Here is a 25014-nt window from a genome sequence, read left to right as displayed (position 1 = left end):
AGGCGGACTCCTTTTTTTGTAGTCGGCGAACGCCGTCCCGAGTGGCATGCCATGCCTGGCTGCCGGGAAATAAACGTTCGCGAGAAGCAGCTCCCTCAGCACCGGCAAAAAGCGGTCTGAAAGCGAGCCATGAGCGCAGCCTCGTCAGGCTAACTTGCTGATTTTTCAGCCCCTGACGAAAATTCGTAACAGGGGATGGACGTCTCCGTGCTTTAAAAGGTTCCCACCTGCGGCAGCATTTGGCCACCCTTAATGTGCTCAACGGTTCGGTTATTGCATCGAGTTGGGCTATAATCGCGGCCCTTTTTTGAATCACCGCCAGGCGATTTCCCATGACCAACCAGGCCGCCGAAGTCGCGAAACGCCGCACTTTCGCCATTATTTCCCACCCCGATGCCGGTAAAACCACGATCACCGAAAAGCTCCTGTTGATGGGCAAGGCGATTGCAGTGGCCGGTACGGTGAAATCCCGAAAATCCGACCGCCATGCGACATCCGACTGGATGGAGATGGAGAAACAGCGGGGTATTTCCATTACCACGTCGGTCATGCAGTTCCCGTATCGCGACCACATGGTCAACCTGCTCGACACCCCGGGCCACGAAGACTTCTCCGAAGATACCTACCGCACCCTGACAGCGGTGGACTCGGCATTGATGGTTCTCGACGGCGGTAAAGGTGTAGAGCCACGGACCATCGCGCTGATGGACGTCTGCCGTCTGCGTGACACGCCGATCGTCAGCTTCATCAACAAACTCGACCGTGACATCCGCGACCCGATCGAACTGCTCGATGAGATCGAAGCCGTTCTGAAGATCAAGGCGGCGCCGATCACCTGGCCGATCGGTTGCTACCGCGACTTCAAAGGCGTGTACCACCTGGCCGACGACTACATCATTGTCTACACCGCCGGTCACGGTCACGAACGCACCGAAACCAAGATCATCGAGAAGCTCGATTCGGACGAGGCGCGCGCTCACCTGGGCGACGAGTACGATCGCTTCATCGAGCAGCTTGAGCTGGTGCAGGGCGCCTGCCACGAATTCAACCAGCAGGAATTCCTCGACGGTCAACTGACCCCGGTGTTCTTCGGTACTGCATTGGGCAACTTCGGTGTCGACCACGTGCTTGATGCTGTGGTGGATTGGGCACCGCGTCCACTGGCCCGTGTCGCCAACGAGCGCACCGTGGAGCCGGTGGAGGAGAAGTTCTCGGGCTTCATCTTCAAGATCCAGGCGAACATGGACCCGAAACACCGTGACCGTATCGCCTTCATGCGTATCTGCTCCGGCAAGTACGAGAAAGGCATGAAGATGCGCCACGTGCGTACCGGCAAGGACGTGCGCATCGGCGACGCCCTGACGTTCTTCTCTTCCGAGCGTGAGCAGTTGGAAGAGGCGTATGCCGGCGACATCATCGGTCTGCACAACCACGGCACCATCCAGATCGGTGACACCTTCAGCGAAGGCGAAACTTTGGGCTTTACCGGTATCCCGCACTTCGCCCCGGAGCTGTTCCGTCGTGTGCGTCTGCGTGATCCGCTGAAGTCCAAGCAGTTGCGTCAGGGCTTGCAGCAATTGGCCGAGGAGGGCGCCACTCAGGTGTTTTTCCCGGAGCGTAGCAACGACATCATTCTTGGTGCTGTGGGTGTGCTGCAGTTCGATGTGGTCGCCAGCCGTTTGAAAGAGGAATACAAGGTTGAGTGCTCTTATGAGCCGATCACTGTGTACTCGGCGCGCTGGATTGAGTGCGACGACAAGAAGAAGCTTGAGGAGTTTTCCAACAAGGCTGTGGAGAACCTGGCATTGGATGGCGGTGGGCATCTGACCTACCTTGCGCCGACGCGGGTTAATCTGGCGTTGATGGAGGAGCGTTGGCCGGATGTGAAGTTCCGTGCTACGCGTGAGCATCATTAAGCGCTGAGCTGAGTTGTTCGAAAGCCCCCTAGGTGTATGCCTTGGGGGCTTTTTTTTTGGTTTGGTTTTGGGTGTATATCCGTTTTTTTGGTGATGGCGGTTTAAGGTTTCGCCCTTACGGCGACTCACTTTTTTTACAAACGCCTAAAAAAAGTAAGCAAAAAAACGCTTGCTCCAACGTTCGGCCCGCTCGCTGGGGCTCGGGGTTCCTTCGCTCCGGGATCGATCCGGGCGCATCGCCTCCGGTTTGCTTCGCTGCACCTCCTCTCGATGTGTTTGGCTTCGCCAAACGGTCGCTGCGCTCCCACCCCCGAATCAATCCCTCCGCTCAGCCTGCCGACGTCGCCCGTGGATCAAGATCAAAAGCTGCAGCCGAGCTAACGCTCATCCTTTGAGTGGGGCGGCATGCGCCGCGTGCTTTACATAGATCAAAACTGTGGGAGCTGGCTTGCCAGCGATGGCGGCCTGCCAGCCGACCCATTTGTCGCAGGCTGCATGCGATTCAAATGTAGGAGCGAGCCTGCTGACGAAGGCGGCCTACCAGCCGCGCCATGTCTTGCAGGCTGCATGCAATCCCTGTGGGAGCCTGGCTTGCCAGCGATGGCGGCCTGCCAGCCGACCCATTTCTCTCAGGCTGCATACGATTCAATTGTAGGAGCGAGCCTGCTCGCGAAGGCGGCCTGGCAGTGACCAATTTCTGATGGCGTGCGTTCGATCCAGTTGAGTTGTCGAAGGCTGTTTTACAGAAGTCTGTAGGGTGTCTCCGTTTTTTGTGGTCTCGATGTACTTAAGTGCGACAACTGGCGAGCTGGCCGTTAGTGTCTCAGGTCCACGCAAGTCGTTTTGAGAGGTCAATGGAATGACGAGTCGACTGACTCATCTGCTGCGGATCAACGGCTATTTCGGTGTCATGGCCTGGGTGCTCGCCGCACTTTTGTTCATTAATCGGCTGAGCAGCATGGTCAAGCTGTTCATGGCGCTGTACCTGCGTCAGGAACTGGGGCTGGCGATTGAAACGGTTGGCTGGCTGTTGTCCGTTTACGGCGCGGGGCTGTTGGTCGGTTCGATGGTCGGTGGTTTGCTGAGTGACCGTTTTTCCACGGCGCGGCTGACGGCGGTTCTGTTTTTCCTGTCGGCGTGGACGCTGCTGTTGTTGGGGCTGGTCACGGAGGTAGCGTGGCTCGGTGCATTGCTGCTGTTCAGCGGTGTGCTCGACGGGGCGATTCGAACGCTGCATCAGCGTTTGATCATGGAGTATTGCGAGGTCGCGCAACGTGCCCGCGCGCAAGCGCTGAGCCGGGTTGCGCGAAACCTTGGCATGGCCGCCGCCGGCGTCGCTGGCGGGGTGCTGGCGCAGGTCGATTTTCGTTGGGTGTTCTTTGCCAGTGCGGCGCTGACGGTGCTGGCCTTGTTTTGGTTTGTCCGCACGACCTGGCGGCGACCGGTGCTGAGCGTTGAGGTAAAAGCCGAAACCGCTTCAGGTTTGCCTTACCGCGACAAACCCTTCCTCTGGCTATTGGCGGCGACGGTTGTGCTCGGCATGGCGTTCGACACGGTCTACAGCACGCTCGGCAACTATCTGCGGGATTACTATCGGCTGAGCACCGAGGCCATTGGTTGGCAGTTCGGCATCAACGCGCTGCTGGTGGTGACGCTGCAGATTCCGCTGGCCCATTGGGGCGAGCGCTGGAGTGCGCGGGCGCAACTGGTAGCTGGCGCCGTGTTGCTGGCCTGCGGGTTGGGCATGTTGCCGTTGGGTAGCGGGTTGTTTTATGTCTGCCTGTCGACGGTGATCTGGACATTGGGCGAGGCGTTGTTCATGCCGCCATTGAATGTACTGGTCATGCAGTACGCGCAGGGTGGCAAGAGCGGCCAGTACTTTGGCCTGTTCTTCATGAGTTGGAGCGCGAGCGCGCTGTTGTCGCCGGTGCTCAGTGGTCAGTTATACGCCCACGCTGGCGGGCACAGCGTTTGGCTGGCCAGTGCGTTGCTGGCGCTGATGAGCATTCCGCTGACTTGTCTGGCCACGCGCCCAGCCCTTGGAAGTGTGCTGTCGCGTACTGTTTAGTTGATCCGGTTATGGCAGTTATTCGAAACAGGTCTGTCAGGCAACGGCATTTCTGCGGGTTCATTAGCGTCCTATCTGGTGAAGCCGGCTGATCGGAACTAGATTTCATTCAGCGCCGGATCGGCATTGCTGTTTCACCTGCACAGGATGGAATCGGTCATGAAAAACAGGTTGCTACGCGTTTTACTGCTGTTGAAAGTGATGGTCATGCTGTCCCTCGGCACCGCGACGGCCTGGGCCGAGTGCGAGGATCACGATTCTCAGGCCTTCAGTGGGCAGGTCGGGCATAGCGGGTTAATGCTGGCCAAGTCCGAATCCGAACCGGGCGATCAGGGGCAGGGCGGCGCCGCCGATGACGATGACTCGACCACTGATGAACCGGACACTGATGATCCGGATGACGAAGGCGACAGCCAGACGTAGATTTCGGGCAAAAGAAAACCCCTTCTGCCTCGACTGATGCGCAATCGGAGGAGAAGGGGTTTGGTTAACTTCTGACTCATGAACGAAGAGGTCAATGTGGGAGCGTTCTTGCCCGCGATTGCGGTGTGCCAGACGACAAATCAGTTGACTGGCACTACGTCATCGCGGGCAAGCCCGCTCCCACAGTTTTTTGCATGTCCTCCCGTTCTTGTTACGCCGCGCCGTCGAGGAATTGCTCGGCGTAGTGGCACGCCACCTGCCGATTGTCGAGCGCACGCAAGGCCGGCTCTTCAGTGCTGCAACGTTCGGTCGCATACGGGCAGCGCTTGTGGAAAGCGCAGCCTGGTGGCGGGTTCAGCGGGTTGGGCAGTTCGCCGACGATCTTGATTTTCGGCTTGTTCGGGTCCGGGTGAATGGTCGGGGTCGCCGACAGCAACGCCTGGGTGTACGGGTGCAGCGGACGTTCGTAGATGGCGTTTTTCGGGCCCATTTCCACCGGGCGGCCGAGGTACATCACCATCACGTCATCGGCCACGTGTTGCACCACCGCCAGGTTGTGCGAGATGAACACGTAGGCGGTGTTGAACTCCTGCTGCAGATCCATGAACAGGTTCAGCACCTGCGCCTGAATCGACACATCCAGCGCCGAAGTCGGTTCGTCTGCCACCAGCACTTTCGGTTGCAGCATCATCGCCCGGGCCAGGGCGATGCGCTGGCGCTGACCGCCGGAGAACATGTGCGGATAACGCTGGTAGTGCTCGGGACGCAAGCCGACCTGCTTCATCATCGCCTGGACTTTCTCGCGACGTTCGGCGGCACTCAGGTTGGTGTTGATCAACAGTGGCTCGGCCAGTTGATCGCCGACTTTCTGCCGTGGGTTCAATGACGCGTACGGGCTCTGGAACACCATCTGCACGTCTTTGCGCAGTTGCTTGCGCTGGGCCTTGTCGGCGCCGGCCACTTCCTGGCCGGCGATTTTCAAGGAGCCGGACGACGGCTCTTCAATCAGGGTCAGGGCGCGGGCGAGGGTGGACTTGCCGCAGCCCGACTCGCCGACCACCGCGAGGGTCTTGCCGGCTTCCAGTTCGAACGACACGCCGTTGAGTGCGCGCACGGTCGCGTGGCCCTTGAACAGGCCACGGGAGACTTCGTAGTGACGGGTCAGGTCGCGGGCGGTAAGTACGACGGCCATTACGCCACCTCCTGGTTCAGCGGGTAGAAGCAGCGGGCAAGGCTGTTGGCTTTCGGATCAAGGGTCGGACGCTGCGCACGGCAGCTGTCCTGCACGTACGGGCAGCGCGGCGACAGCAGGCAACCCTGCGGGCGGTCGTAACGGCCCGGGACGATGCCCGGCAGCGTCGCCAGACGCTCGGCGCCCTGGCTGTGTTCCGGAATCGCCTTGAGCAGCGCTTCGCTGTACGGGTGCGCCGGGATGTCGAACAGTTGCGGCACCTGGCCGACTTCAACGGCTTGACCGGCGTACATCACGCACACGCGCTGGGCGGTTTCAGCCACGACCGCGAGGTCGTGGGTGATCAGCACCAGGCCCATGTTCTGTTCTTTCTGCAACGCCAGCAGCAGGTCCATGATCTGTGCCTGAATCGTTACGTCCAAAGCAGTGGTCGGCTCATCGGCAATCAGCAGTTTCGGCTCGCCGGCAATTGCCATGGCGATGGCGACGCGCTGGCTCATACCGCCGGAGAGTTGGTGCGGGTAGGCGTCCATACGGCTGGCGGCGCCCGGGATTTCGACTTTTTCCAGCAGTTCGATGGCGCGTTTTCGCGCTTGTTTGCTGGACATTTTCAGGTGCAGGCGCAGCACTTCTTCGATCTGGAAACCGACGGTGTAGCTCGGGTTGAGCGCGGTCATCGGGTCTTGGAACACCATCGACAAGTCTTTGCCGACGATTTGTCGACGCTGACGGTTGCTCAGTTTGAGCATGTCTTTGCCGTCAAAGCTCAGCGAGTCGGCGGTCACAATGCCGGGATGCTCGATCAGGCCCATCAGCGCCATCATGGTCACGGATTTGCCCGAGCCCGATTCGCCGACGATCGCCAGCACTTCGCCTTTGTCGACTTTCAGATCGAGTCCATCGACAACCGGCGTAGCAGTCTTGTCGCCGAAGCGAACGTTGAGATTCTTGATTTCTAGCAGTGACATGGGAATCTCCTCAGGCGGCATTCTTGAGTTTCGGGTCCAGCGCATCGCGCAGACCGTCGCCCATCAGGTTGATTGCCAGCACGCTGAGCAAAATGGTCAAACCAGGCAGGCTCACTACCCACCAGGCGCGTTCGATGTAGTCGCGAGCCGAAGCCAGCATGGTGCCCCACTCAGGGGTTGGCGGTTGTACGCCAAGGCCAAGGAAGCCCAGTGCGGCGGCATCGAGAATCGCCGAAGAGAAGCTCAGGGTTGCCTGAACGATCAGCGGCGCCATGCAGTTCGGCAGCACGGTGATGAACATCAGACGTGGCAGACCGGCACCGGCCAGGCGCGCGGCGGTCACGTAGTCGCGGTTCAGTTCGCCCATCACGGCGGCTCGGGTCAGACGCACGTAGGACGGCAAGGACACCACAGCAATTGCGATCACGGTGTTGATCAGGCCAGGGCCGAGGATGGCGACGATCGCCACAGCCAGCAGCAACGACGGCAGGGCCAGCATGATGTCCATCAGACGCATGATGGTCGGGCCAAGCACTTTCGGGAAAAAGCCTGCGAACAGACCGAGCAGAATCCCCGGAATCAACGACATGACGACCGACGACAGGCCGATCAACAGCGACAGGCGCGAACCCTGGATCAGACGCGACAGCAGATCGCGACCCAGTTCATCGGTGCCGAGCAGGAACTGCATCTGTCCGCCTTCGAGCCACGCCGGTGGCGTCAGCAGGAAGTCGCGGTATTGCTCGCTCGGGTTATGCGGCGCGACCCACGGCGCGAAGATCGCGCAGAAAATCACCAGCAACATGAACAACAGGCCGGCAACGGCGCCCTTGTTCTTCGAGAAGGCTTGCCAGAATTCTTTATACGGTGACGGGTACAGCAGGCTTTGATCCACGGCGGACGTGGCGGTGGCTACTGAGGATGTTGGAGTGCTCATGGGTATTGACCTCAGCGCTGATGACGGATGCGTGGGTTGGCAAAGCCGTAGAGGATGTCCACTACGAAGTTGACCAGAATCACCAGGCAGGCGATTAACAGGATGCCGTTCTGCACAACCGGGTAGTCCCGGGCGCCGATGGCTTCGATCAGCCATTTACCGATGCCGGGCCAGGAGAAAATGGTTTCGGTCAGCACCGCACCGGCCAGCAGGGTGCCGACTTGCAGGCCGACCACGGTCAGTACCGGAATCAGTGCGTTACGCAGACCGTGGACGAACACCACGCGCGACGGCGACAGGCCTTTGGCCTTGGCTGTGCGGATGTAGTCTTCGCGCAGCACTTCGAGCATCGACGAACGGGTCATCCGCGCGATCACCGCCAGCGGAATGGTACCCAGCACGATGGCCGGCAGGATCAGGTGATGCAGCGCATCAAGGAAAGCGCCCATGTCATCGGCCAGCAGCGTATCGATGAGCATGAAACCGGTGCGTGGCTCGATGTCGTAGAGCAGGTCGATCCGCCCGGAAACCGGGGTCCAGCCCAGGCTCACCGAGAAGAACATGATCAGGATCAGGCCCCACCAGAAGATCGGCATCGAATACCCCGCCAGGGAGATGCCCATCACCCCGTGGTCGAACAGGGATCCTCGCTTGAGTGCCGCAATCACCCCGGCCAGAAGGCCCAGAATGCCGGCGAACAGCAGGGCGGCCATGGACAGTTCCAGGGTCGCCGGGAAGAGGGAGGAGAACTCGGTCCATACGCTCTCGCGCGTGCGCAGGGATTCGCCGAGGTCGCCGTGGGCCAGTTTGCCGATGTAGTCCAGATACTGGGCATACAACGGTTTGTTCAGACCGAGGCGTTCCATTGCCTGAGCGTGCATTTCGGGGTCGACCCGACGTTCGCCCATCATCACTTCCACGGGGTCGCCGGGAATCATGCGAATCAACGCGAAAGTCAGCAAGGTGATGCCGAAAAACGTGGGGATCAACAACCCCAGTCGGCGGGCAATAAAACTAAACATCTTGTGTGGTACCTCATCAGCCGGTTAGGCGTGCCCGGCTTCCCTGGAATCAGGGAGGCCGGGAGTTTCTTATCTACTTCACCTGGGTGGTGGCGAAGTTATTAGTGGTGAGAGGGCTGATGTGATAGCCCTCTACGTTGTTGCGCATTGCGGTAAACATCCGGGTGTGGGCCATGCTGATCCACGGTTGGTCCTGATTGAACAGGACCTGGGCCTGCTCGTAGAGTTTCGCGCGCTCGGCCGGATCTACTTTAGCCCGTGCTTCGTCGAGCAGTGCCTGGAATTTCTCGTTGCACCAGCGTGCGTAGTTTTCGCCGTTCTTGGCGGCCTCGCAACTGAGCATAGGCGTCAGGAAGTTATCCGGGTCGCCGTTGTCGCCCGCCCATCCGGCAGACACCATGTCGTGCTCACCGGCCTTGGCGCGTTTGAGCATTTCGCCCCATTCCATCACGCGGATGTCGATCTTGATCCCGACTTTCGCCAGGTCAGCCTGCATCATCTGCGCGCCGAGCATCGGGTTGGGGTTGGTCGGACCGCCACCGTTGCGGGTAAACAGGGTAAACACGGTGCCTTCCGGAACCCCGGCTTCCTTGAGCAGCTTGCGGGCGGCGTCGAGGTCACGTGGCGGGTTCTTCAGGTCGTGGTTGTAGCCGAGCAGGGTCGGCGGGTACGGGTTGACCGCGACCGACGCATTGCCTTTGCCGAACAGCGCGTTGACATAGGCTTCCTTGTCGAACGCGATGTCGATGGCTTTGCGCACGCGCACGTCGCTCATGTACTTGTGCTGGGTGTTCATGGCGATGTACGAGACGGTCATCGCGTCCAGTTCATCGACTTTCAGGTTGCTGTCTTTCTTGATGCTCGGGATGTCGTCCGGTTTTGGATACAGGGCGATCTGGCACTCGTTGGCCTTGAGCTTTTGCAGGCGAACGTTGTTGTCGGTGGCGATGGCCAGGATCAACGCGTCAGCCGGCGCCTTGCCTCGGAAGTAATCCGGGTTGGCCTTGAAGCGCACCTGAGCGTCTTTTGCGTAGCGCTGGAAGATGAACGGGCCGGTGCCGATCGGCTTGTTGTTGAGGTCGCCGGTCTTGTTGGCTTTGAGCAACTGGTCGGCGTATTCGGCCGGGTAGATCGAGGAGAACGCCATCGCGATATCGGCCAGGAACGGCGCTTCGCGGCGGGTCAGGGTGAACTTGACGGTGTTGTCGTCGACTTTTTCGACGTTTTTCAGCAGTTCCTTGAAGCCCATGCTTTCAAAGTACGGGAAGCCCACGCTAGACAGTTTGTGCCATGGGTGATTCGGGTCCAGCTGACGCTGGAAGCTCCAGACCACGTCGTCGGCGTTCATGTCGCGGGTCGGCTTGAAATATTCGGTGGTGTGAAACTTGACGCCTTTGCGCAGGTGGAACGTGTAGGTCAGGCCGTCTTCACTGATGTCCCAGGATTCGGCCAGTGCCGGAATCACTTCGGTGGTGCCGGGCTTGAAGTCCGCCAGACGGTTGAAGATCGTTTCGGCCACCGCATCGGCAGTGACTGCAGTTGTGTACTGGACCATGTCGAAGCCTTCCGGACTGGCTTCGGTGCAGACCACCAAGGGTTTGGCCGAGACGCCGATGGCGGCGCTCAACAACGCGGCAGCGACGGCCGCACGTAGGGGAAGCATTTTCATCGATAACCCTCTGCAATCGGTTGAAGACAAAAACCGAACGGCCGACTCGTCACTGAGTCAGCCGTCGGTTGGCGGTTTTTACAGGATGTTGAATGGAATCGTGGTCACGAGACGGAACTCATTGATGTTGCCGTCAGCCTGGTGCTCGCTGGCGCGGTGAGTGGTGTACGTCGCGCGAATCGCAGTAGCCTTGAGCGGGCCGCTCTGCACAGCGTAAGAAGCACCGATGCCGTATTCGTAGTGAGATTCGCCGTCCATCAGGCTCAGGTCGCCACGTTTGGCGCCCGGATCGGTGTAAGCAGTGCCACGGTAGTGAGTACCGTCAATGCCCCAGCCGCGTGCCTGGTAGATGTTGAATTTCAGACCGGGTACGCCGTACTCGGCCATGTTGATGCCGTAGGCGATCTGGAAGGATTTCTCGTTCGGGCCGTTGAAGTCCGACAGCAGGGAGTTGGCCAGGTAGATGCCGTTGGTTTCGTGCAGGTAGTCGAAGTAGGTGTCGCCATTCACTTCCTGGTACGAGAAGGTCAGGCTGTGAGCCTGGTGAGCCAGACCCAGCGACAGCGAGTAAGTATCGTTGTCGATCTCGCCCATCAGCTTTTTGCCTTCGTCGACGGTCTTGTAGTAGTTCAGACCGGTGGTCAGGCTCAGCACCTGGCTGTCACCCAGTTCGTGGGTGGCACCGAAGTAGTACTGGTTCCAGAAGTCTTCGACGTTGGAGCCGTACAGGCTGGTTTTCAGACTCTTGAACGGCTGATAGTTGACGCCAGCGATGTAGACCTTGTCGGTCTCAACGCCAGTGGCCGAGTACTCGGTGCGGAATTTCGACAGGCTCTGTTCGGTACGAGGCGAGACGCGGTCGAAACCGCCCAGGTCGAACGACAGATTGTTGAACTCTTCGCTGTGCAGGGTAATACCTTCAAAGCTCGAAGGCAGCGGACGGTTGCCGATGACATCGACGATCGGCGTGCTGAAGTTCTGGCGACCGGCGGTCAGCGTGGTGTTGGAAACGCGTAGCTTCACGTTGGCCAGACCCAGTTTGCTCCACTGGTCTACGGCGTCGCCGTCGGAGTGCGCCAGGGTACGGTTGGAGCCGCCGGCGATGTCCTTGCGATCACGGTCCAGCACGATGGCGTTGTACGCCGCCACTTCAGTGCTGACGCCAACGGTGCCTTGGGTGAAGCCCGAGGTGTAGTTGACGATGGTGCCCTGAACCCAGTTGATACGACGCGGAGTTGGCGTCTTGACTACAGGCGAGGTGTTCTTGTCGCTGTTTTTCACGTAGCTGAAGCGATCATCACGACGCTTCAATTCATTGGCATACCAGTTACGTGTAGTGCCGCCCAGGCTTTGTCCATCGATAAAGCCTTTGGCCTCGCTTTGGGCGCTACTGCCGGCCAACGTGGTAGGGACGAACTCCTGACTAGCAGGTTCTGCGTACGCCGTGGCGGTGATGCTGCTGATGGCCAAGGCCAGTATCGCGGTGCTGCTCAGTTTCATGGGTGAAGCTCCTTTACTTTCTTTTTATGCCGGCTTTTTTGGGTTGGCCGGTTATTGGTTTAGAACTCATTCACACATCGCAAACGTTTGCAAAAAGCCGGATTGGCGAATTTCGGCAAAGCGCTTGCGTGAGGGGGATAGACGGTCCCCCTCAGCGTTGCGGCTAATCGGTTGGGTTAATCGATACTGACACCCGAGAACACGTTGCGACCGAAGGGGCTCACCTTGAACCCTTCAACCCGTGTGCTTAATGGCTGGTTGACCGTCGAGTGGGCGACAGGCGTAATCGGCACTTGCTGTTTAAGCAACTGCTGAGCCTGTTTGTAGAGCACGGTGCGTTGGTCGCGGTCGGTGACGACCTTGGCCTCTTTGACCAGCTTGTCGTAAGCCGGGTCGCACCACATGGAGTAGTTGTTGCCGCCAATGGCGTCGCAGCTGTACAGCGTGCCGAGCCAGTTGTCCGGGTCACCGTTGTCACCGGTCCAGCCGATCAGGCTGATGTCGTGCTCGCCGTTCTTGGTGCGCTTGATGTACTCGCCCCATTCATAGCTGACGATCTTCACCTTCAGACCGATTTTCGCCCAGTCAGCCTGGAGCATTTCGGCCATCAGTTTGGCGTTCGGGTTGTACGGACGTTGCACCGGCATTGCCCACAGGGTGATCTCGGTGCCTTCCTTGACGCCGGCAGCCTTGAGCAGCTCTTTGGCTTTTTCCGGGTTGTAGGCGGCGTCCTTGATGGTGTCGTCGTAGGACCACTGGGTCGGTGGCATGGCGTTGACGGCCAGTTGGCCGGCGCCTTGATAAACAGCGTTGAGAATCCCTTGTTTATTCACCGCCATGTCCAGCGCTTGACGCACTTCGAGCTGGTCGAACGGTTTGTGGCGCACGTTGTAGGCGATGTAGCCGAGGTTGAAGCCTGGTTTGGAGATCAGTTGCAGCTTCGGATCGGCCTTCAATGCTTCAACATCGGCCGGGCGCGGATGCAGGGTAATCTGACATTCGCCAGCCTTGAGCTTCTGCACACGCACCGAGGCGTCGGTGTTGATCGCGAAAATCAGGTTCTTCAGCTTGACCCGGCTCGGGTCCCAGTAGTGCGGGTTGCCGGTGTAGCGGATGTTCGAGTCTTTCTGATAACTCTTGAACACGTACGGCCCGGTGCCGATCGGCTTCTGGTTGATGTCGCTCGGTTTGCCTTCGGCCATCAGCTTGTCGGCGTATTCGGCGGACAGGATGGCGGCGAAGCTCATGGCGATGTTCTGGATGAACGCGGCGTCGACGCTGTTGAGCGTGAACTCCACGGTCAGCGGCCCGGTCTTCTCGACCTTGGCGATGTTCTTGTTCAGGCTCATCCCGTTGAAATACGGGAACTCGGTCGGATAAGCCTTACGGAATGGCTGCTGCGCATCAAGCATGCGGTTAAACGTAAAAAGCACGTCGTCGGCGTTGAAGTCGCGAGTCGGCTTGAAGTACGGAGTTGTATGAAATTTCACACCTTCACGTAGGTGAAAGGTGTACTTGAGACCATCCTCGGAAATATCCCACTTGGTGGCCAGCCCGGGTACGACGTTGGTCGCGCCTTTTTCGAACTCGACCAGTCGGTTGTACAGCGGCTCGGCGGCGTCGTTATCGGTGGCCGTCGTGTATTGCGCGGTATCAAAACCCGCCGGACTGCCTTCGGAGCAGAACACCAGACTGTTGCTGGCAGCGTGGCTGGCAGACGTGGCGGCCAACAGGCCGGCGCCCAGCAATGCGGAAAAAACCAAGGTATGGCGCATGACGCTCCCTCTTTTTTTAGTGTTGTTTCGATGCGCCGCGGTCCCGTCCAGGGACGTTGTGGCTGCATCGAGCTCAAACCAGTACGGACAACAAACCGTTAGCCCACGCAGTCACTGGTCAGAACCCGACGGTAGGGGCCGTGGGTCTGGCAGTAAATGCGTTGAGTCCTAAAGACTCGTAGGAAAAGGCAACACGTCCTGTATCTCCCTGGATAGGCAGGGTGGAAAAGGCTGTAGGCAAATTCCTAACTAATCGGCAGAAAAAAACAGCGGCGACGCTGAAAACGTCACCGCTGTCTCTTTTAGTTGCTGACGCTGACGCCGTAGAAGGAGTTCAAGCCGAATGGGCTGATCTTGAAGTCCTGCACGTTGGCGCGCATGGGTTGATACACCGTCGAGTGAGCGATAGGTGTCATAGGGACTGCATCTTTGAGGACGTGTTGCGCCTGTTTGTACAGTTCGGTGCGCTTGCCCTGGTCGGTGGTGCGCTTGGCTTCTTTGACGAGGCCGTCGAACTTCTTGTCGCACCACTTGGAGAAGTTGTTGCCGCTGAGCGAGTCGCAACCAAACAACACGTTCAGCCAGTTGTCCGGATCACCATTGTCGCCGCTCCAGCCAATGATCATGGCCTGGTTCTCGCCACCTTTGGAACGCTTGATGTACTCGCCCCATTCGTAGCTGGTGATCTTCACTTTCAAGCCGATCTTGGCCCAGTCGGACTGGAGCATTTCAGCCATCAGCTTGGCGTTCGGGTTGTACGGACGCTGTACCGGCATCGCCCACAGAACGATCTCGGTGCCTTCCTTGACGCCGGCTTCCTTGAGCAGCTGTTTGGCTTTCTCAGGGTCGTACTTGGCGTCTTTGATGGTGGTGTCGTAAGACCACTGGGTCGGCGGCATGGCGTTGACGGCCAGTTGGCCCGCGCCCTGGTAAACCGAGTCGATGATCTGCGGCTTGTTCACGGCCATGTCCAGCGCCTGGCGAACGCGCAGGTCAGCCAGCGGGTTCGGCTCGTTGCTGCCCTTGACCTTGTCCATCACGTTGTAGGCGATGTAGCCCAGGTTGAAGCCAGCCTGGTCAGGCATTTTCAGGGTTTTGTCTTCTTTCAGCGCTTTCAGGTCGGCTGGACGCGGGAACAGGGTGACCTGGCACTCGTTCTTTTTCAGCTTCTGGATGCGCACCGACGGGTCGGTGGTGATAGCGAAGATCAGGTTATCGATCTTCACGTCTTCAGGTTTCCAGTAGTCCTTGTTGCCGGTGTAACGGATGTTCGAGTCTTTCTGGTAGCTCTTGAACACGAACGGGCCGGTGCCGACGGGTTTCTGGTTGATGTCGGCAGCCTTGCCTTCTTTCAGCAGTTGCGCTGCGTATTCGGCGGACTGCACCGAGGCAAAGCTCATGGCCATGTTCTGGATGAACGCGGCATCCACTTCTTTCAAAGTGAACTTGACGGTGTGGTCATCGACTTTATCGATCTTGGTGATGTTGGTGTCCATCCCCATGTCGGTGAAGTACGGGAATTCGGTCGGGTACGCCTTACGGAACGGGTCATCCTTGTTAATCATGCGATTAAAGGTGAACAGCACGTCGTCGGCGTTGAACTCGCGGGTCGGCTTGAAGTACGGAGTGGTGTGGAACTTGACACCTTCACGCAGGTGGAAGGTGTAAGTCAGGCCGTCATCGGAAATGTCCCACTTGGTCGCCAGACCAGGAACGACGGCGGTGCCGCCACGCTCGAACTGGGTCAGACGGTTGAACATGGTTTCAGCTGAGGCGTCGAAGTCGGTTCCGGTGGTGTACTGGCCTGGGTCGAATCCGGCCGGGCTCCCTTCGGAGCAGAACACCAGGTTAGTCGCAGCGGATGCGAAAGGTGCGGAGGCTAACAAGCCTGCGCCGACTAAAAACGGAATGACCGCGTGTTTAAGCATGTTGGCCTCATGATTTGTTGTCATTTTTTGATTTGAGGTACGACCTCGTGAGTCGTGCCTGCGGATACTTATGCAGGCGCCATACCCAATGCAAGATCCAGAACACTCGGCGACCTCAAACGGTGGCACGAACGTACCTTAATGTCGCATCGGTATAACTTCTGACGCATTTGACCGTTTGCGGGTGGTTTTTACGGTGCAAATGGAGCCCCAAAACGGTGCATTGGTCACGTTGTGCGCGCCGCATTGGGGCTTGGTGTTACTTATTTATACCCACACCGTAGAAAGGGGTTAGACCAAACGGGCTGATGCGGAAGTCGGTGACCTCCTTGCGCAGCGGCTGGAACACCGTGGAGTTGGCAATCGGCGTAATCGGCACTTGCTGTTTAAGGATCAGTTGCGCCTGTTGATACAGTTTTACCCGCTGCGACTTGTCGGTCGAGACCTTGGCCTGTTGCACCAGCTTGTCGTAGGTCGGGTCGCACCATTTGGCGTAGTTGCTGCCTTTTACTGCCGCGCAGCTGTACAGCACACCGAGCCAGTTGTCGGGGTCACCGTTGTCACCGGTCCAGCCATAGATCATCGCGTCGTGTTCACCATTTTTCGCACGCTTGATGTACTCGCCCCATTCGTAACTGACGATGTTGGCCTTGATGCCGATTTTTTCCCAATCCTGCTGGATCATTTGCGCCGACATCCGCGCATTCGGGTTCGAGGCACGCTGCACTGTCATCGCCCAGAGGTTGATGGTTGTACCGGGTGCAACCCCTGCTTCCTTGAGTAGCGCTTTGGCTTTTACCGGGTCGTGCGGCGCGTCTTTGATGTTCGGGTCGAAGGACCATTGCGCGGGTGGCAAGGCGTTCTCGGCCAACTGGCCGGCGCTTTGATAAACGGCTTTGATGATCGCCGGTTTATCGATGGCCATGTCCAGGGCCTGACGCACCTTGAGTTGGTCCAGCGGTGGATGGGTGGTGTTGTAGGCGAGGAAACCGAGGTTGAAACCGGCCTGTTTGAGTACGCGCAGATTCGGGTCTTTTTCCATGACTTCGATGTCAGCCGGGCGTGGGTAGCCGCTGACCTGGCATTCGCCGGTCTTGAGTTTCTGCAGGCGTACGGCGGCGTCCGGGGTGATCGAGAAGATCAGGTTGTCGATTTTTACGTCTTCGGGTTTCCAGTAGGCCTTGTTCGCGGCGTAACGGATTTGTGAATCCTTTTGGTAGCGCTTGAACACGAACGGGCCGGTGCCGATCGGTTTCTGATTGAGGTCGGCGGCTTTGCCTTCCTTCAGCAGTTGCGCGGCGTATTCGGCCGATTGCACCGAGGCGAAGCTCATGGCGAGGTTTTGTACGAACGCGGCGTCGACGTTGTTGAGGTTGAAGCGCACGGTATTTTCGTCGAGTTTTTCTACCGATTTGATCGTGGTGTTGAGGCCCATGTCGGTGAAGTACGGGGACTCAGCGGGGTAGGCTTTGCGGAAGGCGTTTTCCGGGTCGAGCAGGCGCTGGAAGGTGAACAACACGTCGTCGGCGTTGAAGTCTCGGGTTGGGGTGAAGTAGTCGGTGGTGTGGAATTTTACGTTTTGGCGCAGGTGGAAGGTGTATTGGAGTCCGTCGGTTGAGACGTCCCATTTTGTTGCCAGGCCGGGTTCGATGTCGGTGCCGCCGCGTTGGAATTGGGTGAGGCGGTTGAAGACGGTTTCGGCGGAGGCGTCGAAGTCGGTACCGCTGGTGTATTGGCTCGGGTCGAAGCCGGCGGGGCTGGCTTCGGAGCAATAAACGAGTGTTGTGTCGGCGTTTGCTAGCGGGGCGGTTGTGGCCAGGGCCAAGGAGATCAAGAGTGGTTTTAGGGTGGATCTTGGCATGGAGTCCCCGGGGATTTGGAGGTGGTTGTTTTTTGAGGGTAGCGGGGATTTGTGGGGTTTCGGAAATATCGTTTTTCTTGGGGGAGTGTCTATCTCGGTATATCTGGCGGGTTGTGTGGATATCCGTTGCTGCGGTTATGGCTGCTTGGGGTTCCGCCCTTACGGCGGGTCACTTTTTCCAGACGCCGAAAAAGTAACCAAAAAGGCTTGCTCCTGCGTGCGGCCCGCTCGCTGGGGCTCGGGGTTCCTTCGCTCCGGAATTGATCCGGGCGCATCGCCTCCGGTTTGCTGCGCTGCACCTCCTCTCGATGTGTTTGGCTGCGCCAAACGGTCGCTGCGCTCCCACCCCCGGATCAATCCCGGAACGAAGCCTTCCGACGTCGCCCGTGGATCAAGATCAAGAGCAGGCGAGCTGACACTCGGCCTATTGAGTGGGGCGGCATGCGCCGCGTGCGGGGTGTACTTGTCGCCTCTGTAGGAGTTGCCGAAGGCTCGGGCCGCGATCGGACGATCTTTTGATCTGGCTTTTGCTTACCTGTGGGAGCTGGCTTGCCAGCGATGGCGGCCTGAAAGCCGACCAATCTCTTGCAGACTGCACGCGAACCAATTGTAGGAGTGAGCCTGCTCGCGAAGAGGCCCGCCCGGTCGCCCGATTATTTGAGCTGTTTAAATGTTTATCGAATTACCAGAACCTTCCCACAAGGTTTTCAGGTTGTCCGTCGGACGTGCGCTCTCTAGGCTTCGGATGTCGCAGAGGACTCTGCGATCGGGAGGTGAGATTCCCGGTTATCGAATTTGGAAACCTGCGCAAGCAACGCCATAATCGCCGCCAGTTCATGCTGTCGGCAGTTCTTTATGGCGGCTATGTACGGGCGGACTTCGGTTCGGCCGGGTTGGTTTCCTTACCGGTAATCTCACTCCGTACATAGTTGCCACCTCGTTTCTCGAGTGAGATCGGAAGCGTATGGCGTTATTCGTAAGGAAATGCTCCATGGATAAATTAATCCCTGACCCACCCCTCGAAACCCCACTCGAAGCAGCCCTGCGCGACGAAGACCTCGCCCGCAACCGCGAAGCCATCAAGCGTGCCCTCGATTTCTATCTTTGTCCCCAATCCAGAAAACCGCGCCAACCGAGCACGATGTTCATGGTCTGTCCCAACGTTGACACCGAAAGCCTGCTCGCTCACGCCTGCGAATCATTGGCCTCTGCCAGTGCTGCAGCCAGCAACTTCGCCAATGAGTTGGGCGGCACGCAGCGCAACACGGTGCTCGGTATTCAGCAGATCATCATGCTGGCCGAACTGACAGTAAACCGGGCGCTGGATCGGGTTGATCCACAAACCTGAGACCGCGTTATCGTTCATCGCTGGCAAGCCAGCTCCCACAGGTTTGTGCCGATTTTGAAATCGACGCACGACCTTGTGGGAGCTGGCTTGCCAGCGATGACGGCCGAGCAAACAACACAAATCCCAGGCACAAAAAAACCGGCGATCATGCTCTGATCGCCGGTTTTTCATTCAGCCCACATCAAATCACTGCATCAACACTTCAATCGAGCCATCAGCGGTCATGCTGACCTGGCTCGTACCCGCTTCGACTTCAGGCGTCACTGGCGCTGAATCCATGCCGGCGGCTTTCATCATCATCGGCGCGCGCAGGTACGGTTGTGGATAACCGTTGCTGTTGAGGTTCAGGTTGACGATTTTGTAGCCTTTGCCGCCCAGGGCGTCGGTGGCCAGTTGGGCGCGGGCCTTGAAGGCGGTGACGGCTTCTTTGAGCAGCGCGTCTTCGCTGGATTTGCGGGTCGGGTCGGCGATGGCGAAGTCCATGCCGCCCATTTTCAGGTCGGTCAGCAGTTCGCCGGTGAGTTTGGACAGGGCGGCGAAGTCGGCGCTTTCCAGGCGCAGTTCGGCGCGTTCGCGCCAGCCGGTGATTTTCTGGCCCTTGGTGTCGTAGATCGGGTAGCTGTTGCGGCTGCCCTGGCGCAGGGTGATGTCTTTGACTTGCTTGGCCTGGGCCAGGGCCTTGTTCATGGTGGTGCTGACGTCAGCGGCGAGTTTGGCCGGGTCGGTGTTTTGCTCTTCGGTGTAGAGGGTGACGATCATCAGGTCGCGGGCCACTTCCTGGCTGACTTCGGCGCGCAGGGAAATCTGGTTGTAGTGCAGCTCATCGGCGGCCAGGGCCGGAAGGCTGGCGATGCTGCCGACGGTCAGGGCGAGAAGGGCGGCGCTGCGGCGAAATTTGTGCATGAAGGCTCCTTGATGAGGGCGCAGGTGTTGGTTCGGACCTGCGTGAAACCATCAGACTCTAGCTGCTGCGATCCGGTTCGCCCAGTTACAACTTCTATACAGATGCGCCGGATTGGCCAGGGAGTGTTTTTGTGGCGAGGGGATTTAGCGAAACGTCGCACCGCCCCGATCGGCTGCGAAGCAGTCGCAATTCAGCGGATGCGGTCTGCCTGTGAAAAGCGGATTGCAGGTTTTGGGGCGGCTTCGCCACCCATCGGGGATAAATCCCCTCACCACATTGATCTCGAACAGTCGCGGGAGTAGACGAATTTACCGCCAGCGCCATGTGGTCGTTTGCCGCACTTTCGCCTCTGAAGGGCGCGGCTTGGTTATACTCCGTGCGATCCGCCTGGAGCGCTCATCAGGAGAGCTCATGCTCGCCCCCGTACAACTGACTTCCGCCACTCGCCAGAACCTCTGGCGGCTGACTTTCATCCGCACTTTGGTGCTGGCCGCGCAGGCCGGTTCCGTTGGTCTGGCCTATTGGCTGCAACTGTTGCCGTTGCCGTGGGTGCAACTGGCGATGACCCTCGGCTGCTCGATTCTGCTGTGCGTGTTCACTGCCGTGCGTTTGCGTACGTCGTGGCCGGTGACCGAGCTCGAATACGCCCTGCAACTGGCGTGTGATCTGGTGATCCACAGTGCGTTGCTGTATTTCTCCGGCGGTTCGACCAATCCGTTCGTTTCCTATTATCTGGTGCCGCTGACCATCGCGGCGGTGACGCTGCCGTGGCGCTACTCGGTGATTCTGTCCGGCATCGCGCTGGCGCTGTACACCGTGATGCTGACGCGTTTCTATCCACTGGAAACCCTGCCGGTCGCCCGCGAAAACCTGCAGATCTACGGCATGTGGCTGAGCTTCGCGCTGGCCGCCGCGGTGATCACGTTTTTTGCTGCGCGCATGGCCGAAGAGCTGCGCCGTCAGGAAGAATTACGCGCGATCCGCCGCGAAGAAGGCCTGCGCGATCAGCAATTGCTCGCGGTCGCCACGCAGGCCGCCGGTGCCGCGCATGAATTGGGCACGCCGTTGGCGACCATGAGTGTGCTGCTCAAGGAGATGCAGCAGGATCATCCCGATCCGATGTTGCAGGACGATCTGAAGGTGCTTCAGGATCAGGTCAAACTCTGCAAAGAAACCTTGCAGCAACTGGTGCGTGCCGCCGAGGCCAACCGGCGTTTGGCGGTCGAGATGCAGGACGTCACCCAATGGCTCGACGAAGCGCTGAACCGTTGGCACCTGATGCGTCCGGAAGCCAGTTATCGCTTCCATCGTCTCGGCCAGGGCACCGTGCCGCGCATGGCGCCGCCGCCGGATCTGACTCAGGCGCTGCTGAATCTGCTCAACAACGCCGCCGACGCCTGCCCGGAAAACCTCAAAGTGACGCTGGATTGGGACGCCGAAACCGTGACCATCAGCATTCGCGATCACGGTGCCGGCGTGCCGCTGGCCATCGCCGAGCAGATCGGCAAACCGTTTTTTACCACCAAGGGCAAAGGTTTCGGCCTGGGCCTGTTTTTGAGCAAGGCCAGCGTGACACGCGCCGGCGGCTCAGTGAAACTCTATAGTCATGAGGAAGGCGGCACGCTCACCGAGCTGCGCCTGCCTCACGGCGCCCGAGGAGACCAACATGAGTGACGAAATCCAAGTCGAAGGCGAAGAACTGCCGCATTTGCTGCTGGTCGACGACGACGCAACCTTCACCCGCGTCATGGCGCGTGCCATGGCCCGTCGCGGTTTTCGCGTCAGCACCGCCGGTTCCGCCGAGGAAGGCCTGACCATTGCTCAGGCCGATCTGCCGGACTACGCCGCGCTCGACCTGAAAATGGACGGCGACTCCGGTCTGGTGCTGCTGCCCAAGTTGCTGGAACTGGACCCGGAAATGCGCGTGGTGATCCTCACCGGTTATTCGAGCATTGCCACTGCGGTCGAAGCGATCAAGCGCGGTGCCTGCAACTACCTGTGCAAACCGGCCGATGCCGACGACGTGCTGGCCGCGCTGCTCTCCGAGCACGCCGACCTCGACAGTCTGGTGCCGGAAAACCCGATGTCGGTTGACCGCCTGCAGTGGGAGCACATCCAGCGCGTGCTCACCGAGCATGAAGGCAATATCTCCGCCACTGCCCGCGCCCTGGGCATGCACCGCCGCACCCTGCAGCGCAAACTGCAGAAGCGCCCGGTTCGTCGCTGAACCTGCGCTGAACGACTATCGCCGGCCCGCGCGATAAAACGCACCGATCTACTATGATCGGTGCGTGTCTGTTCTTTTCTATATCGAGCCTTATCCATGAATCAGAACGCTGAATATTCCGCGGTCAACGATGCTGTGCGCGGGCAGTTTTTTCGCAAGGTGTGGGCGATCATCACGCCGTACTGGCGCAGTGAAGAGAAGGGCAAGGCCTGGACGCTGCTGATTGCAGTGATCGCACTCTCGCTGGTCAGTGTGGGCATCTCGGTGTGGTTCAACACCTGGTACAAGGACTTCTACAACGCGCTGCAAAAGAAGGACGAAGCGGCGTTCTGGCATTTGATTCTGTATTTCTGCGGCATCGCCGCCGTGGCGATTGTCGGTGCGGTGTACAGGCTCTACCTGACTCAGATGCTCACGATTCGCTGGCGGGCGTGGCTCACCGAAAAGCATTTTTCCCGTTGGCTTGCCGACAAGAATTACTACCAGCTGGAGCAGGGCGGTTACACCGATAACCCGGACCAGCGGATTTCCGAGGACCTCAACAAGTTCACCGCCACCACCTTGAGCCTGGGTATTGGCTTGCTGAGCAATGTCGTCAGTCTGGTGTCTTTTTCGATCATCCTCTGGGGCGTATCGGGCAGCATCGAAGTGTTCGGAGTTACGATTCCCGGCTACATGTTCTGGTGTGTGCTGGTGTACGCCGTGGTGGGCAGTTGGCTGACGCATTTGATCGGTCGGCGCCTGATCGGCCTGAACAACAGACAACAACGTTTCGAAGCTGACCTGCGATTCTCCATGGTCCGGATCCGCGAGAACGCCGAGAGTATCGCGTTGTACAACGGCGAGCCGAACGAGAACCGCCGGTTGAGTAGCCGTTTCGGGATGGTCTGGCACAACTTCTGGGACATCATGAAAGTGTCCAAGCGCCTGACCTTCTTTACCGCCGGTTACAGCCAGGCAGCCGTTATCTTTCCATTCATCGTCGCGGCGCCGCGCTACTTCGCCGGCAAGATCGAACTCGGTGAACTGATGCAGATCAGCTCCGCATTCGGCAACGTTCAAGAGAGTTTCAGTTGGTTCATCAGCGCCTATCAGGAACTCGCCTCGTGGCGCGCCACCTGTGATCGTCTGCTGAGTTTCCGTCAGGCCATGAGCGACAACGAGGAGCGGATTCCGGCCATCGATGTGCAAAACCAGGGCAGCGAATTGAAGGTGCATAACCTCGGGCTGGATCTGGCTGACGGTCGTCATCTGCTGACCAGCGGCGACATGACTGTGGAACAGGGCGACCGGGTGATGCTCAGCGGTCGTTCCGGCAGCGGTAAGTCCACGCTGTTCCGGGCGATGGGGCATTTGTGGCCGGCGGGCCACGGCAATATTCGTTTGCCGGCGGCGCGTTATCTGTTCCTGCCGCAGAAACCCTATCTGCCGATCGGAACCTTGCGCGAAGCGCTGAGTTATCCACAACCGGGCGACACCTACCCGCAGGAACGCTACGAGCAAGTGCTGCAAACCTGTCGCTTGCCGCACCTCGTGGCGCGGCTGGATGAAGCCAATCACTGGCAGCGCATGCTGTCGCCGGGCGAACAGCAACGGCTAGCCTTCGCTCGCGCACTGCTTTACGCACCGCAATGGCTGTACATGGATGAGGCGACATCGGCGATGGATGAGGAAGACGAAGCGACGCTGTATCAGGCGCTGATCGATCAGCTGCCGGGGCTGAGCATCGTCAGCGTCGGGCATCGCAGCAGCCTCAAGCGCTTCCACCCACGGCATGTGCGGATCGACAGCGGCCATTTGGTCGAACAAACCGTGACCGCTTGACCCTGCACGGAACCTGTGGGAGCTGGCTTGCCAGCGATGGCGTCGGATCAGTCGACACCTTTATGACTGATATGGCCCCATCGCTGGCAAGCCAGCTCCCACAGCGATGGTGGTGTTTGGCGAGTGATCGTACAACCCGCTTGCGCTATGATGCCGACCAAGTCGAACTTTCGAGACAAGACGTAAACATGGAAAACCCGATCAACACCCCGCGCCTCCCGCGCAAGCGTCGCAGCCTGGCTCAGGAACTGGTGACGGTGCTGAGCGAGCAGATCCGTGACGGCCTGCTCAAGCGTGGCGACAAGCTGCCCACCGAGTCGGCGATCATGGAAGCCCATGGCGTCAGCCGCACGGTGGTGCGCGAGGCGATTTCCCGTTTGCAGGCCGCCGGCCAGGTGGAAACCCGCCACGGCATCGGCACCTTCGTGCTCGACACCCCGAGCCCGAGTGGCTTTCGCATCGACCCGGCCACCGTCGTCACCCTGCGTGATGTGTTGGCCATTCTCGAATTACGTATCAGCCTGGAAGTCGAATCCGCCGGCCTTGCCGCGCAACGCCGCAGCCCCGAGCAACTGGCGACCATGCGCGCCGCCCTCGATGCACTTAATGACAGCGTTGCCCATGCCAGCGACGCCGTGGCTTCGGACTTCGCTTTCCACCTGGAAATCGCCTTGTCCACCGGCAACCGCTATTTCACCGACATCATGACCCACCTGGGCACCAGCATCATTCCGCGCACGCGGCTGAATTCGGCACGCCTGGCCCATGATGATCAGCAGCACTACATGAATCGCCTGAGCCGCGAGCACGAAGAAATCTACGAGGCGATTGCTCGTCAGGATTCCGATGCCGCTCGTGCGGCCATGCGCCTGCATTTGACCAACAGTCGCGAAAGACTGCGCCAGGCCCATGAAGAGGCACAGGCGCAGGGGTGAATGCTGGTTAGCGTTCGAGGTGCACAGTCAGAGGGGCGGATTCCGCTGGCTGGTGCGCTACTGCCGTAACAACATAGTGCAGCTTGGCAGTGGCATCCTGTACGAGGTTTTTCTCAAAGACATCTTTGGGAATGGCGAATGTGAGAGGCTTTCCTACCTGGGCAGCGGTCACTACTTTTTGTTCTCCAAAACTGTTGCCGGTAGAAATGGATACCTGAATCTTCACGATGTCGCCGACAGTCTGGTTTGTGTAAGTGTCTACCAGAACAGTGGCATGTCCTTCCAGCTTGTGAACGTGGAGTACCCCGTTCTCGGCTTCCTTGAGTTGTGGAGCAGCCAACGCTTTTACTTGTGCAGTCATGATCAAATTCCTTTTCGCTTTCAATTTAAACCGTTGAATGAGCGCAAGTTGCGGCGTTGCGCTGTCGGAGCCAGTTCGTTAACTCCTCAGCCATTAAGGCCGGGATCGGGTATGGCTGGCACCTGTAAGAAATACCAGTCCCGACGAACGGTCGAT

Annotated in this window: 19 protein-coding genes; 8 read left to right on the top strand and 11 right to left on the bottom strand. The window is 58.9% G+C overall.

Annotated features, from left to right (window positions below; translation table 11 throughout):
- Positions 1 to 332: 332 nt before the first annotated feature.
- The 3 genes from AC3WMT_RS06250 to AC3WMT_RS06240 all read left to right on the top strand — a co-directional run bounded on the left by AC3WMT_RS06250 (position 333) and on the right by AC3WMT_RS06240 (position 4407).
- Complete coding sequence (locus AC3WMT_RS06250; protein WP_103303157.1) at positions 333 to 1916, top strand: peptide chain release factor 3; 1584 nt, start codon at positions 333 to 335, stop codon at positions 1914 to 1916.
- An 859-nt stretch (positions 1917 to 2775) separates the two neighbouring features.
- Positions 2776 to 3984, top strand: a complete 1209-nt coding sequence (locus AC3WMT_RS06245; protein ID WP_103303156.1) for an MFS transporter — start codon at positions 2776 to 2778, stop codon at positions 3982 to 3984.
- A 159-nt stretch (positions 3985 to 4143) separates the two neighbouring features.
- A complete protein-coding gene (locus AC3WMT_RS06240; RefSeq protein WP_103303155.1) occupies positions 4144 to 4407 on the top strand; it encodes a hypothetical protein in 264 nt (87 codons plus the stop codon).
- A gap of 211 nt (positions 4408 to 4618) precedes the next feature.
- Here the strand turns inward: AC3WMT_RS06240 and AC3WMT_RS06235 are convergent, their stop codons facing one another.
- The 9 genes from AC3WMT_RS06235 to AC3WMT_RS06195 form a co-directional block, all read right to left on the bottom strand.
- Positions 4619 to 5599, bottom strand: coding sequence for a peptide ABC transporter ATP-binding protein (locus AC3WMT_RS06235; protein WP_103303154.1), 981 nt, complete (start codon positions 5597 to 5599; stop codon positions 4619 to 4621).
- The gene (locus tag AC3WMT_RS06230; protein WP_103303153.1) at positions 5599 to 6567 is read right to left on the bottom strand and encodes an ABC transporter ATP-binding protein; all 969 of its coding nucleotides are present in this window, start codon (positions 6565 to 6567) and stop codon (positions 5599 to 5601) included. The genes AC3WMT_RS06235 and AC3WMT_RS06230 overlap by 1 nt, the downstream gene beginning before the upstream one ends.
- Before the next feature lie 10 nt (positions 6568 to 6577).
- On the bottom strand, positions 6578 to 7504 hold the full coding sequence (locus tag AC3WMT_RS06225; RefSeq protein ID WP_103303152.1) for an ABC transporter permease subunit: 927 nt from the start codon (positions 7502 to 7504) through the stop codon (positions 6578 to 6580).
- An 11-nt stretch (positions 7505 to 7515) separates the two neighbouring features.
- Positions 7516 to 8526 carry an ABC transporter permease subunit gene (locus tag AC3WMT_RS06220; RefSeq protein ID WP_103303151.1) on the bottom strand — a complete coding sequence of 337 codons (1011 nt, stop codon included), beginning with the start codon at positions 8524 to 8526 and terminating at the stop codon, positions 7516 to 7518.
- Between the two features lie 73 nt (positions 8527 to 8599).
- Positions 8600 to 10195 carry an ABC transporter substrate-binding protein gene (locus AC3WMT_RS06215; RefSeq protein ID WP_103303150.1) on the bottom strand — a complete coding sequence of 532 codons (1596 nt, stop codon included), beginning with the start codon at positions 10193 to 10195 and terminating at the stop codon, positions 8600 to 8602.
- 78 nt (positions 10196 to 10273) lie between these two features.
- Entirely contained in the window at positions 10274 to 11695 is a 1422-nt protein-coding gene (locus tag AC3WMT_RS06210; RefSeq protein ID WP_103303149.1) for an OprD family porin, read from the bottom strand.
- 176 nt (positions 11696 to 11871) lie between these two features.
- Positions 11872 to 13470 carry an ABC transporter substrate-binding protein gene (locus tag AC3WMT_RS06205; RefSeq protein WP_103303148.1) on the bottom strand — a complete coding sequence of 533 codons (1599 nt, stop codon included), beginning with the start codon at positions 13468 to 13470 and terminating at the stop codon, positions 11872 to 11874.
- A 302-nt stretch (positions 13471 to 13772) separates the two neighbouring features.
- Positions 13773 to 15398: an ABC transporter substrate-binding protein gene (locus AC3WMT_RS06200; RefSeq protein ID WP_103303147.1), complete on the bottom strand. Its 1626-nt coding sequence runs from the start codon at positions 15396 to 15398 to the stop codon at positions 13773 to 13775.
- Positions 15399 to 15657: 259 nt separating this feature from the next.
- A complete protein-coding gene (locus AC3WMT_RS06195) occupies positions 15658 to 17259 on the bottom strand; it encodes an ABC transporter substrate-binding protein (RefSeq protein ID WP_103303146.1) in 1602 nt (533 codons plus the stop codon).
- 991 nt (positions 17260 to 18250) lie between these two features.
- Between AC3WMT_RS06195 and AC3WMT_RS06190 the strand changes: the two genes are divergently transcribed.
- A complete protein-coding gene (locus AC3WMT_RS06190) occupies positions 18251 to 18607 on the top strand; it encodes a DUF6124 family protein (RefSeq protein WP_103303145.1) in 357 nt (118 codons plus the stop codon).
- Between the two features lie 186 nt (positions 18608 to 18793).
- Here the strand turns inward: AC3WMT_RS06190 and AC3WMT_RS06185 are convergent, their stop codons facing one another.
- A complete protein-coding gene (locus AC3WMT_RS06185) occupies positions 18794 to 19510 on the bottom strand; it encodes an SIMPL domain-containing protein (RefSeq protein ID WP_103303144.1) in 717 nt (238 codons plus the stop codon).
- A 412-nt stretch (positions 19511 to 19922) separates the two neighbouring features.
- Here AC3WMT_RS06185 and AC3WMT_RS06180 point away from each other — a divergent pair, with 412 nt between their 5' ends.
- From AC3WMT_RS06180 to AC3WMT_RS06165, 4 genes are all read left to right on the top strand, one after another.
- A complete protein-coding gene (locus AC3WMT_RS06180) occupies positions 19923 to 21185 on the top strand; it encodes an ATP-binding protein (RefSeq protein WP_103303143.1) in 1263 nt (420 codons plus the stop codon).
- The gene (locus tag AC3WMT_RS06175) at positions 21178 to 21738 is read left to right on the top strand and encodes a response regulator transcription factor (RefSeq protein WP_003221630.1); all 561 of its coding nucleotides are present in this window, start codon (positions 21178 to 21180) and stop codon (positions 21736 to 21738) included. Before AC3WMT_RS06180 ends, AC3WMT_RS06175 begins: the two co-directional genes overlap by 8 nt.
- 96 nt (positions 21739 to 21834) lie before the next feature.
- The gene (locus AC3WMT_RS06170; RefSeq protein ID WP_103303142.1) at positions 21835 to 23562 is read left to right on the top strand and encodes an ABC transporter ATP-binding protein/permease; all 1728 of its coding nucleotides are present in this window, start codon (positions 21835 to 21837) and stop codon (positions 23560 to 23562) included.
- Between the two features lie 188 nt (positions 23563 to 23750).
- Positions 23751 to 24497 carry a FadR/GntR family transcriptional regulator gene (locus AC3WMT_RS06165; protein WP_103303141.1) on the top strand — a complete coding sequence of 249 codons (747 nt, stop codon included), beginning with the start codon at positions 23751 to 23753 and terminating at the stop codon, positions 24495 to 24497.
- 7 nt (positions 24498 to 24504) lie between these two features.
- Here the strand turns inward: AC3WMT_RS06165 and AC3WMT_RS06160 are convergent, their stop codons facing one another.
- Complete coding sequence (locus tag AC3WMT_RS06160) at positions 24505 to 24858, bottom strand: hypothetical protein (protein WP_103303140.1); 354 nt, start codon at positions 24856 to 24858, stop codon at positions 24505 to 24507.
- Positions 24859 to 25014: the final 156 nt, after the last annotated feature.

The organism is Pseudomonas sp. FW305-7 (assembly GCF_058786735.1).
This window is presented reverse-complemented; position numbering and strand designations above follow the sequence as displayed.